Origin of the sequence: Neoactinobaculum massilliense, from assembly GCF_900604955.1 — a bacterium.
GTDB classification, from domain to species: Bacteria; Actinomycetota; Actinomycetes; order Actinomycetales; family Actinomycetaceae; genus Neoactinobaculum; species Neoactinobaculum massilliense.
The window spans coordinates 803,220-823,521 of the sequence record NZ_UWPE01000001.1 but is presented as its reverse complement, the minus strand read 5'-3'; the positions used below and the strand labels follow the sequence as shown (position 1 = coordinate 823,521).

Below are 20,302 nucleotides of genomic sequence, written 5' to 3'. Positions count from 1 at the left end.
GTGTCGGGGATCTCAGCCCTGGCCATCGCATTCTCTCTGGTGGCAGCCGGTTCGGCTGCCAATGCATCGCCGTTAGAAAGTGAAACGGCTCAAACTCAAACCGTATCCTCCGTGGCCCAGGCGGGCGCACGAACCTCGGCGGCTGCCACAGGCGGAAGTGATTCGTCCGCTCTGGCTACCGCTGCGCAGGTTACGTCCAACGCGGCGCCGGCAACGCTGACGGTGTCGAATGCCAAAGCGGACGGCGTCCCGTGGCAGGTGGGCGAAGTTGTGCAGTTCGCAATGACCGTGACAAACAACACCGACATTGCCCGATCGTTTAAGTCCGTTAGCTCAAATCTCACCAAATGGGAGGGGTGCAAGTGGACCAAGATCACGCCGGGTCAGACCCTTTCGTGTGTTTTTGCCACACACACAATTACTGAGGCGGATCAGGCGGCGGGTTCATTTACCCCGAGTATTACGTGGGGTATGTATTCGCAGGCTGGCTATCTTGGAGACATGACCACGTTTGATCCCACCACGGGGTCTGCCATCCCGGTTGCGCAAAGTGCTGCGACAATTAACAGCTTCGACGTCAACGCTGAAACAACAAAATCTTCCTATAAAGCTGGCGATCAGCTGACGTTCTCGCTGGTGGCTACCAATACCGCCGATGAGGCGCTCGCGTTTAGCCTCGCTGACGCCTCTAAGGTAAAGGGCAGCTGCGCTGCCACGAACGTTGGTGCCCATGAGACGTTCACGTGCACCGCTCTCACCTACACAATCACGGAGACGGACCTTGAAAAGGGATCCGTGGATCCTCAAGTTCTCCTCGACGTGACAAAGGACGGCACCATTCTTCAGCGCGTAGCTGCCACAGCCCACGTCGAAACAAATGGTTCGTGGCCCGCCGCTACCGGTTTTGAAGCTCCAGACGCGGATCCGAATCTAGAGGCAAACATCACCAGTGCCCTCTCGATCGCAAGCTCGGACGCGGACAACAACATTCGCATCCCGGCCATCGCAGTTGCCTCCAATGGGGACATCCTGGCCGCATACGACAAGCGTCCCAAGGCCGGCGGCGGGGGAGGAGACTCCCCCAACGCGAACTGGATCATGCAGCGTCGTTCTACCGATGGTGGCACCACCTGGGGGCCGGAGGTGGTCATCGCGCAGGGAAATAACGGTGACGCCAACGCAAACGGGCGTAAGGGCTACTCGGACCCCTCCTACGTCGTCGACTACACGACGGGGACCATCTTCAACTTCCACGTCTACTCGCAGGCCTCGGGCGTATTCGCAAACAACCCGGCCTATACGTTCAATACGGACGGCACCATCGATGAGACCAATACGCACACGATGAATCTGGCGCTGTCCATCTCGAAGGACAACGGCTACACGTGGGAGCAGCGCATCATCACGAACGAGGTGCTGGGGCAGAAGGCACAGGATCTTCAGTCCTGCTTCGCCACGTCCGGTGCGGGCACACAGAAGATGCAGGATCCCTATCGGGGGCGTCTCCTACAGCAGACCGCCTGCGTCAAAAAGGATGGCACCATCCTGGCAATGACGATCTACTCGGATGATCACGGCGAAACCTGGCATTCGGGCAACTTCACCTCGGTGACGGATGGGGCCGATGGCGGCAGCTGGGTGTTCAACGAGAACAAGGTGGTGGAGCTTTCCGACGGCAGGCTCATGCTCAACTCGCGCACGCACGGTGCATCAGCCGCCATCGGGCACCGCATCGTAGCTATTTCGGATGACGGCGGAGTCACCTGGAAGGATTACCGTACCCAGACGGACCTCATTGATCCGGGAAACAACGCGCAGATCATTCGCGCATTCCCGAACGCGGAGCCGGGAACACTGCGCTCGAAAGTACTGCTCTTCTCCAACACGAAGAACGCGAGTGCACGCAACAACGGCACCGTTTCACTCTCCTACGACGACGGCCAAACCTGGCCCGTCTCAAAGGAGTTCCGGTCCGCAAATTCCTCCTACACCACGATGGCGGTTCAACCCGATGGCACCATTGGGCTTCTCTATGAACCCAATGGTTCGGGCATCGACTATCTCAATTTCACGCTCCCGTGGCTGACCGATCATCTGGCAACGGAGCCGCAGCTATCCGACACGTCAATCAAGTTCGCTGTTGATGAGAAAACGGTGAATATTCCGCTGAAGTTTAACGGCGATGATCCGATGCTGGCGAATACGGTCACGGTGACGGGACTACCGCAGGGACTTTCCTATAACACAAAGACAGGTGCTATCGAGGGCACGCCGAGCGTGGGCAATGATAGCCAGCAGCACTACACGGTGACGGTTAACTTCTCTGAAGAGGATGACGGTACGGGTATTCCGCGTACATCAACGGACCGTTTTACCCTGGCTCTCGATAAGGCAGGATCTGCCGGCGGCACCTACGAAGGCACCACCTGGTACGTGTCCAACGATGGGTCCGATACTAACGACGGCCTGAGCCCCGAAACCGCGTTTAAGACGACGACGCCGGTGAACAGCCTAGAAATGCAGCCCGGCGATGCCGTCCTGTTCCGCCGCGGTGACACATTCAATGGTGACTACCTTCATGTGAAGGGCTCTGGAAATAAGGACGCGTCGATTAAGATCTCCGCCTACGGCGATGAAACCAAGCCGCGCCCGATCATTAATACGAACGGGAACGGCGTGTGGTACGAGGACTACAACACGAGCCTCGACTCTTCATCGCACACGTTCCAGGGCGACGTGTCCACCTCGATTCTTCTCAAGGATGTCGAGTATGTGGAGGTTTCGGACCTGGAGATCACGAACGCTCTCTCCAAGGACGAGGAATCCCACTACAACGACGCCGATCAGATGGATCGCACCGGCGTTGCGGTGATCGCCGAGAACATCGGCACCGTCAACCACGTGGTTCTCAAGAATCTCTACATTCACGATGTGGACGGCAACGTTTACAACAAGCACATGGCCAACGGCGGCATCTACGTCATTGCCCACAAGGCGAAGGATGAGGCCGCTACCGGCGTTGCGCGGTTTGATGACGTGCAAATCCTTAATAATCGTGTGGAGAACGTAAACCGGTGGGGAATCGGCGTGGGCTACACGGGCTCGGCCAGCCACTTCACATCGGCGGAACTGTCCGATGATGTGATGCGGACATACGGGCAAACGAACGTTGTCATTCGCGGAAACTACGTGAAGGGCGCTGGAGGCGACGCCATCACCACGTTCTATGCGGATCGGCCGCTTGTTGAATACAACGTGTCCGTGGACGCTGCACGACAGATCAACAACACGGACTATGTCAATGCCACGTCCCTGCGTACGGGAAAGAACCGCGGTGGCAAGGTGGCGGCGGCGATCTGGCCGTGGAAGTCCAAGAACGCGGTATTCCAGTTCAACGAGGCGTTCAACACCCTCAACTCCGCGCAGGGTAACGGCGACGGCCAGGCCTGGGACGCCGATTACGGCGATGGGACGATCTATCAGTACAACTACTCGCACGGGAACACGGGCGGCACGGTCATGTTCTGCGGGCAGCAGGTCATGAACTCCACCTTCCGCTACAACATTTCACAGAACGATCTGGGTGGCATCATCGACATCCCCGATGGTTTGCCCGAAGCGCACGTGTACAACAACACGTTCTACATAGCGGAGGGCGTGCCGGTGCTGGGCAAGCACACCATTAACGGCACGGCCACCATCGAAAACAACATTTTCTACAACTCGGGTTCCACTCCTGCCACCGGCAACTGGGAGCAGAGCGGAGGAAAGAAGACATACAACAACAACCTCTACTACAACTTCGCGAACCAACCGGCCTCCGATACGAAGGCCATTGTGGCGGGTGCCGGTGAGAAGATCATGGCCGATCCGGGCACGGGTCCGGTAAGCGCGCAAACAAACCTGCAAGCCTACCGGCAGCCGGGGAAGACGGCGTCGACCTTGACGGGTACCGACGCATTCTCCGGCTACAAGCTCGTGGAGGGCTCGAAGGCAGCAAACTCCGGTTCGACCATCATTGACCAGAACGGATTTGCGGCTGCATCTAACGATTTCCTCGGCAGCAAGCTTGAGGGTGCCACCGACGTCGGCGCGATTCAGATCGCGGGCGACGCCGTTGATCCCACCACGCTGCCCAAGCCGGGAAGCTCCTCCGAGCAGTCGGGTGACACCTACGCCTGGGTGCACGACTACCAGAACAATGTGCAGGGCCCCGTCTGGTATGCGCAATACCAGGACGGTGTGAATGGCGCCTGGAAGAACATTACGGCCTACGATTCCACCTACCCGAATTGGACGGTCGATACCTACTACGGTCCCGGCATCCAGTATGCGAACCATGACCTTCCGGACCCGGATGCGCGCGGGGATATTCAGGGGCTGCTTTCTGACTCGCCGCAATCCGCGGGCGGTACGGCCATGGTGTTCAAGGCACCCAAGGACGGACAGATTACGTTCACCCTCAAGGGCAATGAGCCATTCCTCCGGCAGGACGGCAACACCGGCGGTATGGTCAAGCTCTCCCTCATGCATAATGACGACGTCCTCGAATCGGTTGTTCTTAAGGACTCCCTGGTTCAGGCGGCGGACTGGAAGAGCATCACCGCGGAGAACCCCATCACGGTGAAGACGGGTGATTACATTCGCCTGGTAGCCGAAAGCATCGACAATCCCACGAAGCCCTCGCTGCTCGCCTCGCCCACCATCACCTATGTGGAGAGTGCGCCGACGGTAAGCAGGACAACCGCTGAGTGGAAGGCGTACAACGCCGGACTGGACGATTACCGGAAGCTACAGAGCCGGATTGCCAATTCCACGCCAATGACGTGGCTGTTCACCGGCGATTCGATCACTCACGGCGTGATGCACACGAACGGTGAGAAGCGTTTCTCGGAGTACTTCGAGGACAACCTTCGCACCACCTCGCTGGAGTGCGCGGATCGCAGCAGAGACATTGTGCTCAACACGGGCGTGTCCTCCGCTGACACCTCGTGGATGCGCAATAACCTCGCTGCCTATGTGACGGACAGGCACGCCGATGTGGTGTTCATCGCCTTCGGAATGAACGATGGACGCCAGGACACACCGGTGGTCCCGCTGGCGCAATACCGGGAGAATCTCTCGAAAACAATCGATGAGGTACGGGCCGCGGGCGGAATCCCCGTACTCATGACACAGAACTACACGAAGAACGCGGATAATAACGCGAACCTCGATACCTACTTCGCAGCCGAGCGTCAGCTGGCCGAGGAGAAGAAGGTTCTGTTCGTGGATGAGGCCACCTGGTGGAAGGAAAACAACGGCGGGGAAGAGATCAACCCGGCGCTGCACACCGCCACCGATTCCATCCATCCGAATGCGCAGGGGCACCTGGAATGGGCGAAACTCATTCTGGACTCGCTGGGAATGCTCACCAAGGATTCGCGGCTTGCCGAGACCAAGACGGCGTCGGTGACCCCCTACGGTGGGAAGGTGAAGCTGCCGAGTGATAACGCTGCCGAGCAGTTCCTCGGTGGCACCGGGCTCTCCCAGGCCGGCTTCCTCACCGCTCCAAAGAAGGCCTACACCGGTGCCGGCACGGACCTGGTGACCGACGGGAACGGACTCGCCCAGTTTGCGCAGGCGAGCGCAGGCAACGTGACCGTCCGGTTTAAGGCGGATCCCGCTACCGACACCACCACGGAGATGGTGGTGGCATCCCTGGCGGATAAGGACACGGGCAAGGTGCTCACCATCTCGATCAAGAATTCGAGTCTGAGGATCAGCCGTAACTTTGGATCGGGCTACGATTTCTTCACCATGTGGGACCAGTCGCCCGTCAAAGATGGCGAGTTCCACACGGTATCGGTGAACGTTGCGGCGAATCTGCTGGACGTCTACATCGATGGGAAATCGGTGAAGCAGGCGAACCTTGCCGGCCTCAATCTGGACCCGGCCAGGTTTGACATCGACACGGTGACGCTGGGCGGCGCACTCCCGCAGTACAGGGATGCGATGCGCAAGGCCGGGGAGACGGCGGGCGTCAAGGACTTCGTGGGGACGCTGGATTACGTGGCGGCCTACCCGACGGTGCTGGACCCCGCTGCCATCGCCTCGATCCCGAACGGCGAATCCACCACGCCCGCGCCGGAAGCGCTCGCCAAGCTTTACGCGAGCACGGATGCCCAGATGTGGGCATTCCTCGGTGGCGCCACCACGCAGGGCACGATGACGGATCTTTCCGCGAAGAACTACGTGCAGGCCTTTGAGGAGGTGCTCCGGTGGGAGCATCAGAATCAGCCGGCGGGTATGCGCATGAAGTATGTGGAGAACGCGGGCCTCAACGGGCTCACGTCCGCTGACCTTCTTGAGCGCTACACCAGTGCCGTAAAGCCGCAGAATCCGAACGTGGTGTTCATCGCGCCGGACGTCCTGTTCAATGGGAAGGTGGTGGAGCCGTCCGTGAACGCATTCACGGATAACATCACCGAACTGGTGGACAGGGTGACGGCCGACGGTGCCGTGCCCGTTCTCATCACCCCGGCCCAGCTGGGCAATGAGGTGAGCCCGTATGCGCAGGCGATGCGTTCCATTGCTCAGACCAAGAGCGTGGTTCTCGTTGATGCGACCGCATGGGTTGCCTCCGTTGACGCGGTCAACGCGGACGGCGTGGTGGCCGTCGAGTGGTACGACGCGAACGGTTTCATGCGCCCGAAGGGGCAGCTGGAGCTGGCCAAGTACCTCATGGAGACTATCCAGATGATGCCGGCGGACGTGAGCAGTTCGCGGATCTGGGCTCTCAACTACGACGGTGACGGTACGCCGGCCACGTCCGTGACGCCGGTGTTCGCAAAGTCCAGCGAGTGCAAGGTGGAGCCGGTTGCGGTGACGCCTGAGGCTGTCACGTTCCGCGACGCCGACGGGGTGCGTACCTACACGGTCCCGCGGGTTGCGGGCGTTGAGTACCTGGTGGACGGCAAGGTTGTCGGGGCCGGTACGTACGACGCCGAAGCGGGCGCGACGGTGACGCTCACGGCTCGCGCTGCCGGTACGGCCGAGTCCGGCGGTGAGTACGTGCTCGCCGAGGGAGCGGAGACATCGTGGTCTCATGAGTTCTCCACGGGTGGTTCTGGTGAGCCGACGGACCAGCCGACGGGCGAACCCACCGACCGGCCCACCGGTGAGCCGACCACTGAGCCGACGGGCGAACCGTCTCAGTCCACGGCTGAGCCGAGCGGCACCTCTGAACCGAGTGGATCCACCGCGCCGAGCGGCGGTTCGAGTGCGCCGACAACCGGTGGCTCTCACGGGCCGACGGCAACACCGGGTGGTACCGGACTGGCCCACACCGGCATGAACGCCGTGGGGCTTGTGCTCCTGGCGCTCGGCCTGCTGGGCGCCGGCCTGGTAGTGAGGGCACGTAAGGAGGCGTAGCACCTCAAAAGGGCGGTCCAGCTGGCGCTGGGCCGCCCTTTTGCACGGTAGAAGTGTTTCGTGTCTAATCCGCCCAGCCTGAGAGCACTACCTTTCCTGCCAGGTGATGAGATTCGGATAGCTCATGGCCGTGGCGAAGCGTGGCGGCCGAGATCGGGGAGAGACGCTCGGCTACCACCGGGTGAATGCGTCCGGCGTCCACCAGTTCTGCCACCCGTTTGAGGATCCGGCCCTGGTGTTCCATGGCGGGGATGTCCTGCCGCTTGGAGGCGGTAAACATGAACTCCCACCCCCAGGAGACCGACTTGGACATCAGCGGAGCAATATCCCGTGAGCCGCCGTCAATGGCTACGATCTTCGCGAACGGCGCGCAAATGTGCGCATAAATGGGCTCCTGTCCCTTCGAGTAGGCGCTGAGAATCCACTTCACGCCGCCCGGGGCAAGTGCCTTCACCTGGGCAACGAGGTCACTATGGTGATCCACCACCGCATCGGCGCCCAGTGACCGCACCAGGGCCTCACGGGAAGGAGACGCCGTCGCGATCACGCGGACGCGGGGCGCCAGCAGGTGCGCGAGCTGAATAGCAATCACGCCCACTCCACCCGAACCACCCACAATAAGCAAATCGCCGTGAGAATCCGCCGAAATCTCCAGCCGATCAAACAGGCACTCCCACGCGGTTAGTGAGGTAAGAGGGAGCGCGGCAGCGTCGGCGTCGGACAGGGAAGCGGGAGCCGGGGCAACGATGCGCCCATCCACCGCCTGGAACTGCTGATTGGAACCGGGGCGGTCAATCGCACCTGCATAGTACACGCGGCTTCCCACGGCGACGCCGGCCTCCACGCCGGCCGCAACAACGGTCCCGCAGCCGTCAAAGCCGAGCACCCGGAATCCGTGGGGTGCAATAATACGGCGCTGTGAGGTGTCAACCGGGTTGATGGACACCGCGGCCACCTGAACGACGACGTCGTGGGGACGGGGCTGCGGAATCTCCAGTTCTCGTTCGACGAACGAGTGCTCGGACGGGGCAGATGTGGTTGTGGTGTATCCGATAGCTCTCATGATGAAGCTCCGACTGTTACTACGTACTGTCGCCTTTCATGCTAGTGGCCGCGTGTGATGCCCGATGCCAGAACGCGGGAGTCCGGTAGGTTAAATGCATGTACACAGTGCAGAGAGTTGTGGATGCCATGAATGTCATCTACCCGCCGGAATCCGCGGAGGCTTGGGACCGCGTGGGGTTGTCGGTAGGTGTGCCGACGGAATCGGTGCGGCGGGTGCTCTTCGCCGTGGACCCGTGCGCCGCCACCGTGCAGGAGGCGATCACTACCGGCGCGGACATGCTCATCACGCACCATCCGCTACTCCTGCGCGGCACCAGCTCGGTGGCCGCCACCACGGGTAAGGGATGCTGGATGACGGAGGCGATTCGCCATCATCTGGCCATTTTTTCCGCGCATACGAACGCGGACGTGGCCGCTTCCACGCGGGCGCTCGCGGAGCCGCTGGGCGTGAATCTTGAGCGCCCGCTGGAGGCTGAGACGGGCATCGGTGGGGTCGGCACACTCGTGGAGCCAATGAGCCTGAGGAACTTCGCCCACGCGGTCGAACGCGTCATTCCGCGTGTTCCCGCGGGCATCCTCGTGGCGGGTGACCCGGATGCGCGGATCGAGCGCGTGGCTATCTGCTCGGGAGCCGGACAGTCCCTCCTCGACGCGGCCAACGCCGCGGGTGCGGATGTGTATCTCACCGCGGACCTGCGCCATCATCCGGCCACGGACCATCTGTGGAACGGCGGCTGCGCACTCGTGTGTGCCACCCACTTCGCCACCGAATGGCCCCTCCTCGGCTACATGCAGGCGGCGCTCGCGGAGAAACTACCCGAACTCGAAACCGAGGTGTCCACCATCGTGACCGACGCGTGGGGTCTCGCCTTGCGCGGGGGCGACGTGGAGCCGGAGCGTACGTGGCGGGCCCCCGCTCCGGCGTCGAACACAGAACACAGGCCAGACTAAACTGGGCACACAACGAAAGGTGGCACCCATGAAAGCTCCTCGCGCGGATCAACTGGCGCTCATTAAGGTGGCGGATCTGGACGCACAAATTGCCCGGCTCGAAGCCACGAACACCAAGCATCCGCTGCGGGCGGACCTTGGCACACTCATGAATATCATCGCGGCCAAGTCCTATGAGCGCACGCAGAATGAGGGCCGGCTTACGGAGGCCCACGAGGACCTGGATGCGCGTGAGGCGGCTACGGCCACGATTCGGACGGACGTGGAGTCCAAGGAAAAGCAGTACAACTCCGGTGAGGGACTCACCTCCAAGGGGTTGCTGGCCCTGGCTGAGGAGATCAAGGCCGCGCGGGCAAAGCTGGATGAGGCCTCCGAGGATGAATTCGCCGCGCTTGAAGAAGTGGACTACCGCGAGCAGCGGGCGGCCACGATCGAACGGGAAATGAAGGATCTCAACGAGTCCATGCTCGCCAAGCGCTCGGAGTTAGAGGACGCTGTGGCGGAGATTGAAGGCGAGGCCGACAAGCTGCGCGCCAAGCGAGATGCGCTGCTAGAACCAATTGCGGGGGAGCTACGCAACGCCTATGAGCACGCGCGCTCCACCGGCGGCTACACCGTGATTGCCATGGCGCCCAGCGGTGCGACGAATGCCGGGGTGTCCTTCTCCCCGGTGGAGGTGGCCCGCATCAAGAATGCGCCCGAGGATGAGGTGCTGCTCTCCGAGGACTACGACGCCGTTATCGTGCGTGTTGAGCATCTGTGACCCGCGGTGGCCCCGGCGCTGGATGTCTCACTTTTCGGCCCGATAGGACTTGGTGCGCATAGAATGGACGCTCGAGTTGGCCGGGCGGCCGCGAGGCTTCGGCTCCGAGGAACGTCCGGGCTCCACAGGGAACGGTGGTGGTTAACAGCCACCCGGGGTGACCCGCGGGATAGCGCCACAGAAATCAAACCGCCGCGCAAGCGGTAAGGGTGAAACGGCGGTGTAAGAGACCACCGCGTCTCGGGTGACCGAGGCGGCAGGGCAAGCCCCACCGGGAGCAAGGCCAAACAGTGCACGTTGAGGCGTCCCGCTGAGTGCACGGGTGGGCTGCTAGAGCCCGTCAGCAATGATGGGCGTAGATGGATGGTCGCCACCGCTTCGGCGGTACAGAACCCGGCGTATAGGCCAACTCGCGCGAGGGGCGCGGAGCATGACTCCGCGCCCCTCGTTGTCACTGGTTTGGGGCTCACTCGGCGCGAAGAGGCCGCACGCAGGCACGGTGGCGGTGAGATCGGAATCAGCCAGCGTGAGTAACGCCGTTCTGCGACACTCCGGCGCGAGTAATGGTGCGGATGCCGCGCACAATTGCCTCCATTCCCGCGGTGGCCGGCGGATGATAAAGCAAATGCAATGGCAGGTAGGCGGGCGGCGTAAGCGGCGCCGTCGCCATGGATCGCGGCGCCTCCAGCGCAAATGCTTGCGGCACCAGGCTGAAGGACTGACCCATGCGCAGATGATAGGAGCGCGGCCCAGAAATCAGCGGGCTTGATTCCACTACCGTGGGCTCGAGCCCGCGCTCCCGGCAGATCGCTAGCAGGGCATCGTAGTAGGCGGGATTGCGCTTCCTATTCCACAGAAGCAAGGATCGCCCGGCCAGGCTGGCCATGCACAGTGGTGTGCCCGGCGCTGAGGGCAGGCCATTGGCAATCACATAGACGGGATCCTGTCCCAGCGTTAGCCTCCGAAAACCGTGCTCCGTGTGCAGGAAGTGGCCCAGGGCGGCGTCGACGGTACCACGAAGTACCAGCGCCTCACCCTCCCCGGTACCCACCTCGTGGACGTCCAGGTGGACGTTTTGTGGCGCTGCCTCAAGGTGCGCCAAGAGCGCGGGAATGAGGCGATTCACCATGGACGGGGAGACGGCAAGGCGCACCACCTCGGGTTCGGCTCGGGCACTGAGCTCAAACTGGTGCGCGTCCTCTATCATTCGTGTCGCCCACGGGAGTGCCGCACGTCCCGCCTCGGTGAGCGTGTTCCCGGCGCGGTTGCGATCAATGAGACGCACGCCCAGGGCCGCTTCAAGATTGCGCAGATCCGCGCTGACGGCCGGTTGAGAAAGATGCAGGCGCCCGGCCGCCTCCCCAAAGTGAAGGGTGCTGGCGAGCGTCACGAACACGCGTACCTGCCGCAGAGTAAACGTCATAGAACAATCTTATGGTGTGATATGTTTCTCGGTCTGGTTCTTGACGCCCAGGAACCCCATAATTTATTTGATCCTCAATTCAGGACTCCCGATTGGTCAAAGGAGATTACATGTCCAGCTTCATGAAGGTTGCTCCCGAGGTTTCCGAAGCCGTCAAGGCCGGTAAGCCGGTGGTGGCTCTCGAATCCACCATTATCACGCACGGTCTGCCCCGCCCGCGCAACGTGGACGTGGCCACCGAGGCAGAGAAGATTATTCGCGACGCCGGCGCGGTGCCCGCTACCATCGGCGTGTTCCACGGCGTCCCCACGGTGGGCCTCACGGCTACTGAGATCGAAGAACTCGCTAACGATGACACGGTGGGGAAGGCGTCCGTTCGCGAGCTTCCCATCGCCGCGGTCACCAAGCGCAACTACGGCACCACCATCGCCGCTACGTCCCTGCTGGCCGTTCGCGCTGGCATCTCCGTGTTCGCCACGGGTGGGCTCGGCGGCGTGCACCACGGCGCCTCCACCAACTTTGACGAATCCGCGGATCTCTACGCCCTGGCCAACAACCCCATCGTCATGATCAGCTCCGGCGCCAAGGCGGTGCTGGATATTCACGCCACGCTCGAGCGCTTTGAATCGCTCTCGATCCCGGTGGTGGGCTACCAGACGGATAACTACCCGGGCTTCTACGTTCAGGATTCCGGCTTCAAGGTGCCGGTCCGGCTCGATTCCCCGGAGGAGATTGCCACCGCCTTCACGGCGCAGCGCGGCCTGGGCCTGCCCTCGGCGCTTCTGGTGGGCAACCCGGTGCCGAAGGATGAGCAGCTGGATCCGGATCTTCTCCACGGCGTTGTGCAGAAGGCGTGGGATGCGCTGGATGAGCAGGGCATTGAGGGCCAGGCCGTCACGCCCTTCCTCCTCGAGTACATCCGCCAGGAGACGAAGGATGCTTCCCTGGACGCGAACGTGGCGCTTTACCGCAACAACGTTCGCCTGGCCACCGCCGTTGCAAAGGCACTCCTAGCTGGAGCCGAGTGATGCTCGGGGTCATTGGCGATGTAGTTCAGGACATCGTGGTGTGGCTGGAGGAGCCTCTTCGTCCGGCGACGGATACAAAGTCCGCTATCACCATGAACCGGGGCGGCTCCGCCGCTAATGTGGCCGCTTTTGCTGGTCCGCGCTACCCCACGCGTTTCATCGGTTGCGTGGGGGAGGACCTGGGCGGCTTTGTGGTTACGAAGGAGCTCGAAAGCCACGGCGTGGACGTGCACATGGAGCAGCACGGCACCACGGGCATGATTGTGGTGCTCATCAATGAGGATGGGGAGCGCATGATGTTCCCATCACGTGGCGCCTCGGCGTTGCTGGAACCCGTAGAGCCGGAGCTGCTGGAAGACGTGGAATTGCTCCACATAACGGGGTATTCGCTTCAGTCGGAACCAACGGCCTCCAGCGTGCTGGACGCTGCCAAACGAGTGAAGGCCAATGGCGGTCAGCTCTCTTTCGACGTTTCTTCCACGGGCATGATTGATCTGTACGGGCTGGACAAGTTCCGTGCCATTATGCGGGACATGGACCCGGATTTCATTACGGCCAACGAGGATGAAACGGCCATGCTGGAGCTCACCGGCCCGGATGGCCCCGGCCCATTCCTCAAGGAACTGGACCCCACCACCGTGCTGCTGGCGCGGGCAGGGAAGAATCCCACCCGGGTATTCCGCGGCGCCGAACTGATGTTTGAGGTGCCGGTGCCGCCGGTGGACGAGGTGCGCGATATGACGGGCGCGGGGGACGCCTTTAATGCGGGCTTCCTCTCCTCGTGGCTTAGCCACCACGATCTGCGCCAAGCGGTGGAGGATGCCCACACCGTAGCACAGCGCGTTCTTCGCAGCCCCGGTGCTACGGAGCCGGACGACGCCGATGCCTCGGCCAGCCCGTCCGGAGCGGAGGAGAAGTAGGAGGGGCCGTCAGGTGGATACTGACGGCCCACCGCGTGTACTCTGCGCAGGAGCGGTGTCCGGCACCGGACGCCGCAGGCGCGCCAACCGGCGCGTGAGATAAAGAAGGGATATTGAAATGTCGCACAATGACGTGCGCGGCCGCACCGTATCCATCGGGGCGCTGATGACGGCGCTCATGGCCGCCATTTTTGCATTCCAGCTCAATGCCAGCATGCTAGCGCCGGCCCTGACCGTGATGGGGCAGCAGCTTAATGCCACCCAGGCGGAAATCGGTGTGACCCAGACGGGATTCTTCGCCGCCGCGGCATTGTTCTCATTGTTCCTGCCACGCTGGGGTGATCTGGCCGGCCGGAAAAAGATCATGCTCGGTATGCTCATCGCCACCGGTGTGGGATGCGTGGTATCCGCGCTGGCCACTAACGTGACGGTGCTGGGTATCGGCCGAATCATCCAGGGTACCTCGGGTCCGATCGTGCCGCTGGCACTCATCATGCTTCACCAGCAGGTGACGGATAACGCTCACTACGCCAAGCTCATGTCCATCCTCACGGCCGTAAACGGCGGCATTGCCGGCCTGGACGCACTACTGGGCGGCTGGCTGGCAGAAACATACGGATTCCGCTCCGTCTTCTGGACCATGGCGGGCGTGGCCGTGCTCGCGGTCATCGGCGTCGCTCTCGGCACAGTGGAATCCCGCTCCTCTGAGTCGCAGAAGATGGACTGGCCGGGTGTCCCTGCCCTGCTCGTGGTGCTCGGTGGCCTCTACTTCGCGTTCAATGAAATGGGCAAGCTCGGCGGGGCTAACTGGGGTCTCGTTGCGGGGCTCATCGTGCTCGCCGCCGTGGCCTTCGTGGTGTTCTGGCGTATCGAAACGAATGCGCATGCACCGTTGGTGACTACGCACTACATGAAGCAGCGCCGCACCTGGGCCCTTCTGCTCACCACGCTTCTCACCATGACGGGCGTATTCGCCGTCATGAACGGCATCCTGCCAAACCTGGCGCAGGACCCGGAGGCGGGCGCCGGCATGTCCGCCGGCATCGTGTCCTGGTGGACGCTTTCTCCGTACGCGATTGCCGGCCTGCTCATGGGGCCGGTGGCGGGGCAACTGGCCGCACGCTGGGGTTTCCGCAAGGTGCTGCGTGGCGGGTTGGTGCTCTCCGTTATGGGACTGGTGGTGTTTGCAATCTTCCTGCACCACCCGGCTCCGGCGTTCCTGCTGGTGTTCTCCATCTTCCTGGGACTCACCTATGCGGGCACCTGCAACATCATGTTGAACGGACTGGGCGTGGTGCTCTCGCCGAGGGATAACCAGGGCTATCTGCCCGGCATGAACTCCGGTGCGTTCAACCTGGGCGCCGGACTCTCCTTCGCGATTATCTTTGCCATTCAGCAGGCGCTGCAGGCAGCCTCGGGACCCGTAGCGGGCTACCGCTGGGCGGTGCTTGTGGGTGCCATTATCATGGCGCTTGCCTTCGCTGCCTCTTTCCTTATTCCTCATCCGGATGAGGTAGAGAAGTAGAACCGCGCAAGGTGGTGGGCCGGCAACCGCCAGCCCACCACCTTTTCGTGCCATAAATACTAGGGGCGCAAACCGACCGACGGGTCAGAGGGCAGCGTAAGTAGCTCGAAACCATCCTCACGGACCACAATGGTGTGCTCCCACTGGGCGGTGCGGCCCTTGTCCTTGGTGGATGCGGTCCAATCGTTATCCCAAATATCGTAATCGATGGTGCCAAGGGTGAGCATGGGCTCCACGGTGAACACCATGCCCGGTTCAATCACCGTGTTGTACAGCGGCGCGGCGTCATAGTGCGGCACGATGAGGCCGGAGTGGAATGCTTCGCCCACGCCGTGCCCGGTGAAATCATGCACATCCCCATACTGGAAGCGCTTCGCGTACACCTCGATAACGCGGCCAATAACATTGATTTCCCGGCCCACCTTGGCGGCGCGGATACCGCGTAGCGTGGCCTGGGCGGTGCGCTCAATGAGCAGGCGGGACTCCTCATCCACCTCGCCGACGGTGAACATTGCCGACGTATCGCCATGCACGCCATTCTTGTAGGCGGTGACATCCAGGTTAATGATGTCGCCTTCTTCAAGTGGGCGGTCGTCAGGGATGCCATGGCAGATCACCTCATTCACTGACGTGCAGATGGACTTCGGGTAGCCCATGTATCCGAGCGTGGAGGGGTAGGCGCCGTTATCCACCATGTACTCGTGGGCGATTCTGTCCAGCGTGTCCGTGGTGACGCCCGGCTTGATTGCCTTGGCGGCCTCATACATGGCATCCGCGGCAATGGTACCGGCCTCGCGGATACGCTCGATGGTCTCCTCATCCTTCACATCGGATGCCGTGATACGCTCCGGGCCGTCATGGAACATGTACTCTGGCCGCTCAATAGAGTTTGGCACGTTCAACCTGGGCGAAATACGGCCCTGAATGGTGTGCCCCAGCGGGGCCCGGCTTGCTAGTTCAGTCATACGACCAGTCTAGGAGCCTGAACCGGTCGAGGTAGTGACGGGATGGCAGGCGACGTCGGTGGCGCCGCGTAGCGGGGTAGTGACGCGTATTACGCAGACTGTTCCGGCCCCGGGAAGCGTTCCTCCGTGACGGCGCTGCGGTAGGAATCCACGGCGGCGCGAAGGGCGCCGGTCACGTCGCCGAAAGCGCGTGCGTAACCGGGGTGCTGCTGGGATATACCGGCTACGTCCGTCCACTCCAGTACCTGGCCGTCGGTGTGCGGACCGGCACCCAGCCCAATGGTGGGGACGTGCAGGATCTCCGTGATTTTACCCGCCAGCTTGGCCGGCACCATGTCGAGAAGTACCGCGAAGACACCCGCCTCCTCGGCTTCCCCGGCCATATCAACGAGGGCTTCGGCCTCACGCTCCCGGCGCCCCACCACGCGCGGCCCGCCCAGTACGGCGTCGTGCTGCGGCACATATCCAATGCGTGCCATAACGTTCATGCCCGCCTGTGTGATGGCGCGGATCGTAGGCGTGGCAGCACTCACGGCCACGGCGTCGGCTCCCGCGCGCACCAGCTGCACCGCGCTGGCGATGGCCTGCGTGGGGGAGGACTCGTAGGAACCAAACGGAAGATCCGCCACAATGAAAGCACGCGTGGTGCCGCGGGTGACGGCAGAAGTGGCCTCCACCATGTGGTTGAGGTTAAGGGACAGGACCGTGGAGTACCCCAGCTGGGAGGCGGCGAGAGTTTCGCTCACATAGAGCAGGTCCACGCCGGCAGCATCAAAGATCCGTGCGGTATCCGTGCTCGACGCCGTCAGGGCCGTGATCTTTTCGCCACGCTTCATCATTTCACGTAGGTGTTGAACACGTACGCGCTGGACGGGCTCGGGCCCCGGTAGGGACGGAGTTTCGCTGCTGCCGGTCATGCTGTCCTGCTTTCTTGTCAGGGACTAGTCGCGTTCGAAAAGATCGCGCGTGCGAACCTTCGAGGCGTACGGCTTTAGTTCCGAATCCATGCGGTTGGCCAGGATAAGATCAGAATCCTGGGCGAAGGCCGCAAAATCATCAACATACGTGAGATCCTTGTGCAGCTCGCGCTTGACACCCTGATCGTAAACGATCACGTTAATGCCCTGCTTTGTGAGCCGGCCGATAATATCCAGGATTGCCGAGGAACGAGCATTATCAGAACCGGACTTCATCGCGAGCCGGTAGACACCCACCGTGGTGGGATGCTCGGCGATCACGGAATCCGTGATGAACTGCTTACGGATGTCATTAGATTCAACGATGGCGCTGATGAGGGCCTGCGGTACGCCCTCGAAGTTGGCGAGGAGTTCCTTGCTGTCCTTCGGGAGGCAGTACCCGCCGTAACCGAAGCTCGGATTGTTGTAGTGGTTACCGATACGGGGATCGAGCGATACGCCCTCGACGATCTTCTTGGTGCTCAGGCCCTTGGACATTGCGAAGCTGTCCAGTTCATTGAAATAGGCCACGCGCATAGCCAGGTATGTATTAGCGAATAGCTTGATGGCCTCGCACTCCGTGCACGGGGTGGTAAGAACTGAAACGTTCTCATCGAGTGCCGCACCCGCCAGGATTTTCGCGAAAGCCGGGCCCTCGGGAACCTCGTCGGAGACCACCACGCGGCTCGGATGCTGGTTGTCGTAGAGTGCCTTGCCCTCGCGCAGGAACTCGGGGGAGAAGCTAATGCTCAGCGCAGGGAAGCGCTTGCGTGCATCCGCGGTGAAACCAATCGGAATGGTGGACTTGATAATGACGGCGCCCTTGTACTCGGCATCCACCAGCTGCTGTAGTACGGAATCAACAGCGCTCGTGTCGAACTGGTTACGCACCTCGTCGTAGTTCGTCGGGGTAGCGATGATTACGTAGGACGCGTCCGCGATTGCCGCGGCAAAGTCCATGGTCACCTGGAAGCTCTTCGAGCTATCGGCCATGGCAGCCTCGATCTCCCGGTCCACAAGTGGGCTCTTTCCCGCCTGCAGCGTAGCAACCCGCTCCTCACTGATATCAAGGCCCCACACATCGTGGTGGAACGAAAGTAGGAGGGCATTGGAGAGCCCCACATAGCCAAGACCGATGACTGTAATCTTCATGAATTCTCCATAAATGTGACAGATCCAGAATAGATGTGACGGATCCAGATAACTAAATCTACCCCCGTTATGGGAGAAATGCCTGGGACGAGGCGGCGCGGGCCACGCCGCCCAGGTGATGCCCGTCTACTAGCCGTGGTGAAGGCACGCCGGCGGCGTCGAACGGATCCTGTATGGCACGCAATCATACTGACCCTGGACGCTACGCGGCCGTGCGATTTTGCCGCACGCGATGGATTATCCACCAGATAATGGCCACGACGAGGAGAACCACCACCCCAGAGGCCACATACCCCACATAATCCCGGACTACAGTCCAGTTTGCCCCTAGATAGTAGCCGGCCGTAATGAGCACGATGTTCCAGATGGCCGAACCCGCCGTGGTCAGCAGGGTGAAAGCCCAGACATTCATTTTCACCACGCCGGCCGGAAGCGAGATCAGCGAGCGAAACACAGGAATCATGCGGCCAAAAAAGACGGTCCACTTGCCGTGAGCATCGAACCACGCTTCGGTCCTATCCACGTCCGAGGCCTTGGTGAGCGGGAGCCACAGAAGAAACTTGCGAGTGCGTTCGCGTCCAAACCAGTAGCCCAGCCCGTAGAGGATCCAGGCGCCCAGGAGCGATCCGGCGGTTGCCGCACCTACGGCGGAAAGCCACGACATGGCGGAACCGGGCTGTCCCGCCGTAAAGCCGGCTAACGGAAGAATGACTTCCGAGGGGATGGGCGGGAACACGTTCTCCAGGGCAATCAGGAGTGCCACACCGAGTTCGCCGATAGTGTCCACAACGGTCACGACCCAGCCGGTGAGGCCATCCAGTGAGGCTGCGGATGATTGCAATGATGTCAGGGGAATGATGGGTTCTCCTAGGATCGGGCACGGCACGCGGTGCATGAGCGAACCGCGCGACTCACTATCCTATCGGATAAGCGCGGTGGGCCCGGCGATGTGGGGCACTAGGGAACGATCCAACCTGCCGCCCGGAGGATCGCGTACCACTCGGCACGAGTCAGCACCACATCCGCACCCGCCGCGGAATCACGTACGCGCTGGGGCGAGGTGGTTCCTAGAATCACCTGAATGTTTGCCGGATGCCGCGTGATCCATGCCGTGGCGATAGCCTCCGGGGTGACACCGTACTTGGTGGCAAGATGGTCAACTACCTCCATGAGCTCGGGGTAGCGCTCGTGGTCAAGCACGAGCCCGCCCTCACCGCTCTGCATGGGTGACCACGCCTGGAGCGTGATACCACCTACCCGGCAGTAGTCCACCAGGCCGCCGCCGTCGCGCACCACAGCCTGATCCTCGCGCATATTTGCGGCAATGCCCTGAGCCACCAGGAACGAATGCGTCATGGAAAGCTGCATTTGGTTCGCCACAATGGGTTGCCGTACAGCCATTTTCAACAGGTCGATCTGCCGCGGCGTGTGGTTGGAGACGCCGAAGAAGCGCACCTTGCCACCGGCCTGAAGATCAGAAAATGCGCGCGCTACCTCCTCCGGTTCAGCCAGCGCATCCGGACGATGCAGCAGCAGGATGTCGATATAGTCCGTCCTCAGCGCGGCAAGGGAGTCATTGACCTCCTGCATGATGTGGTCATAGGAAAAGTCGTAGTATCCCTGATCCTTGACGATGCCCGCCTTCGTCTGGATGATGATGTGCTCGCGTTCGGATGAGGAGAGCTTGAGCGCTCCGCCAAAACGGGCCTCACATGCGTGCAGAGTGGGGCCGTAGATGTCCGCGTTATCAAAGAAATTAATTCCGGATTCACGGGCGGCGGCGTAGAGATTACGGATCTCGGCGTCAGATTTATCGTTAATGCGCATGAGCCCGAGCGCGACGGCGGATACGTCAATGCCCGCGTTCGGCATAGTCTGAATCTTCACGCCTGTAGGCTACGCCACAGCGGAGGATGTGGGTGGTAGCAGCGGGTGTTTTGTATGTCCGGCCGACGCCGGGCGGCGAGCAGCCGGGCAGGGAGGGAAATTGTGGGGCCAGTGATGATGGACGGACGGCAGGTGAGAGGCGTCGAGACCTGCGGCGGGGCACAACTCCGGCAAGAAATGACGGGGCACAACTCCGACAAGAAATACCGCGAGGGATCGGTAGGCTCGCACGCGGCCGGTAGGCTAGCAGCCGG

13 protein-coding genes and 1 other RNA gene are annotated in these 20,302 nt (G+C 61.7%); 7 read left to right on the top strand and 7 right to left on the bottom strand.

Annotated elements, in window-relative coordinates; translation table 11 throughout:
* Entirely contained in the window at nt 1–7,413 is a 7,413-nt protein-coding gene (locus EIH27_RS03610) for a GDSL-type esterase/lipase family protein (protein ID WP_164461589.1), read from the top strand.
* A 64-nt stretch (nt 7,414–7,477) separates the two neighbouring features.
* Here EIH27_RS03610 and EIH27_RS03605 read toward each other — a convergent pair whose 3' ends face one another.
* On the bottom strand, nt 7,478–8,476 hold the full coding sequence (locus EIH27_RS03605) for a zinc-binding alcohol dehydrogenase family protein (protein ID WP_124039587.1): 999 nt from the start codon (nt 8,474–8,476) through the stop codon (nt 7,478–7,480).
* A gap of 98 nt (nt 8,477–8,574) precedes the next feature.
* Between EIH27_RS03605 and EIH27_RS03600 the strand changes: the two genes are divergently transcribed.
* The 3 genes from EIH27_RS03600 (at nt 8,575) to rnpB (ending at nt 10,609) form a co-directional block, all read left to right on the top strand.
* Complete coding sequence (locus EIH27_RS03600; protein WP_124039586.1) at nt 8,575–9,429, top strand: Nif3-like dinuclear metal center hexameric protein; 855 nt, start codon at nt 8,575–8,577, stop codon at nt 9,427–9,429.
* A gap of 28 nt (nt 9,430–9,457) precedes the next feature.
* The gene (locus EIH27_RS03595) at nt 9,458–10,192 is read left to right on the top strand and encodes a zinc ribbon domain-containing protein (RefSeq protein ID WP_124039585.1); all 735 of its coding nucleotides are present in this window, start codon (nt 9,458–9,460) and stop codon (nt 10,190–10,192) included.
* Nucleotides 10,193–10,264: 72 nt separating this feature from the next.
* An RNA gene (gene rnpB / locus EIH27_RS03590) (RNase P RNA component class A) lies at nt 10,265–10,609 on the top strand.
* 100 nt (nt 10,610–10,709) lie between these two features.
* On the opposite strand, the gene EIH27_RS03585 is transcribed toward rnpB, so the two are convergent.
* Nucleotides 10,710–11,615 (bottom strand): LysR family transcriptional regulator, encoded by a 906-nt coding sequence (locus tag EIH27_RS03585; RefSeq protein ID WP_124039584.1) that lies wholly within the window; start codon nt 11,613–11,615, stop codon nt 10,710–10,712.
* 110 nt (nt 11,616–11,725) lie between these two features.
* Between EIH27_RS03585 and EIH27_RS03580 the strand changes: the two genes are divergently transcribed.
* From EIH27_RS03580 to uriT, 3 genes are all read left to right on the top strand, one after another.
* Complete coding sequence (locus EIH27_RS03580; RefSeq protein WP_124039583.1) at nt 11,726–12,643, top strand: pseudouridine-5'-phosphate glycosidase; 918 nt, start codon at nt 11,726–11,728, stop codon at nt 12,641–12,643.
* The gene (locus EIH27_RS03575; RefSeq protein WP_124039582.1) at nt 12,643–13,563 is read left to right on the top strand and encodes a carbohydrate kinase family protein; all 921 of its coding nucleotides are present in this window, start codon (nt 12,643–12,645) and stop codon (nt 13,561–13,563) included. The genes EIH27_RS03580 and EIH27_RS03575 overlap by 1 nt, the downstream gene beginning before the upstream one ends.
* A 118-nt stretch (nt 13,564–13,681) precedes the next feature.
* Complete coding sequence (gene uriT / locus EIH27_RS03570) at nt 13,682–15,088, top strand: uridine transporter UriT (protein ID WP_124039581.1); 1,407 nt, start codon at nt 13,682–13,684, stop codon at nt 15,086–15,088.
* A gap of 59 nt (nt 15,089–15,147) precedes the next feature.
* Here the strand turns inward: uriT and map are convergent, their stop codons facing one another.
* The 5 genes from map to EIH27_RS03545 all read right to left on the bottom strand — a co-directional run bounded on the left by map (nt 15,148) and on the right by EIH27_RS03545 (nt 20,048).
* Entirely contained in the window at nt 15,148–16,053 is a 906-nt protein-coding gene (gene map, locus EIH27_RS03565; protein WP_124039580.1) for a type I methionyl aminopeptidase, read from the bottom strand.
* An 89-nt stretch (nt 16,054–16,142) separates the two neighbouring features.
* Complete coding sequence (panB, locus tag EIH27_RS03560) at nt 16,143–16,970, bottom strand: 3-methyl-2-oxobutanoate hydroxymethyltransferase (RefSeq protein ID WP_124039579.1); 828 nt, start codon at nt 16,968–16,970, stop codon at nt 16,143–16,145.
* A gap of 24 nt (nt 16,971–16,994) precedes the next feature.
* The gene (locus tag EIH27_RS03555; RefSeq protein ID WP_124039578.1) at nt 16,995–18,161 is read right to left on the bottom strand and encodes a nucleotide sugar dehydrogenase; all 1,167 of its coding nucleotides are present in this window, start codon (nt 18,159–18,161) and stop codon (nt 16,995–16,997) included.
* Nucleotides 18,162–18,363: 202 nt separating this feature from the next.
* On the bottom strand, nt 18,364–19,002 hold the full coding sequence (locus EIH27_RS03550) for a DedA family protein (protein ID WP_241152952.1): 639 nt from the start codon (nt 19,000–19,002) through the stop codon (nt 18,364–18,366).
* Between the two features lie 116 nt (nt 19,003–19,118).
* Nucleotides 19,119–20,048, bottom strand: coding sequence for an aldo/keto reductase (locus EIH27_RS03545; protein WP_241152951.1), 930 nt, complete (start codon nt 20,046–20,048; stop codon nt 19,119–19,121).
* Nucleotides 20,049–20,302 lie beyond the last annotated feature (254 nt).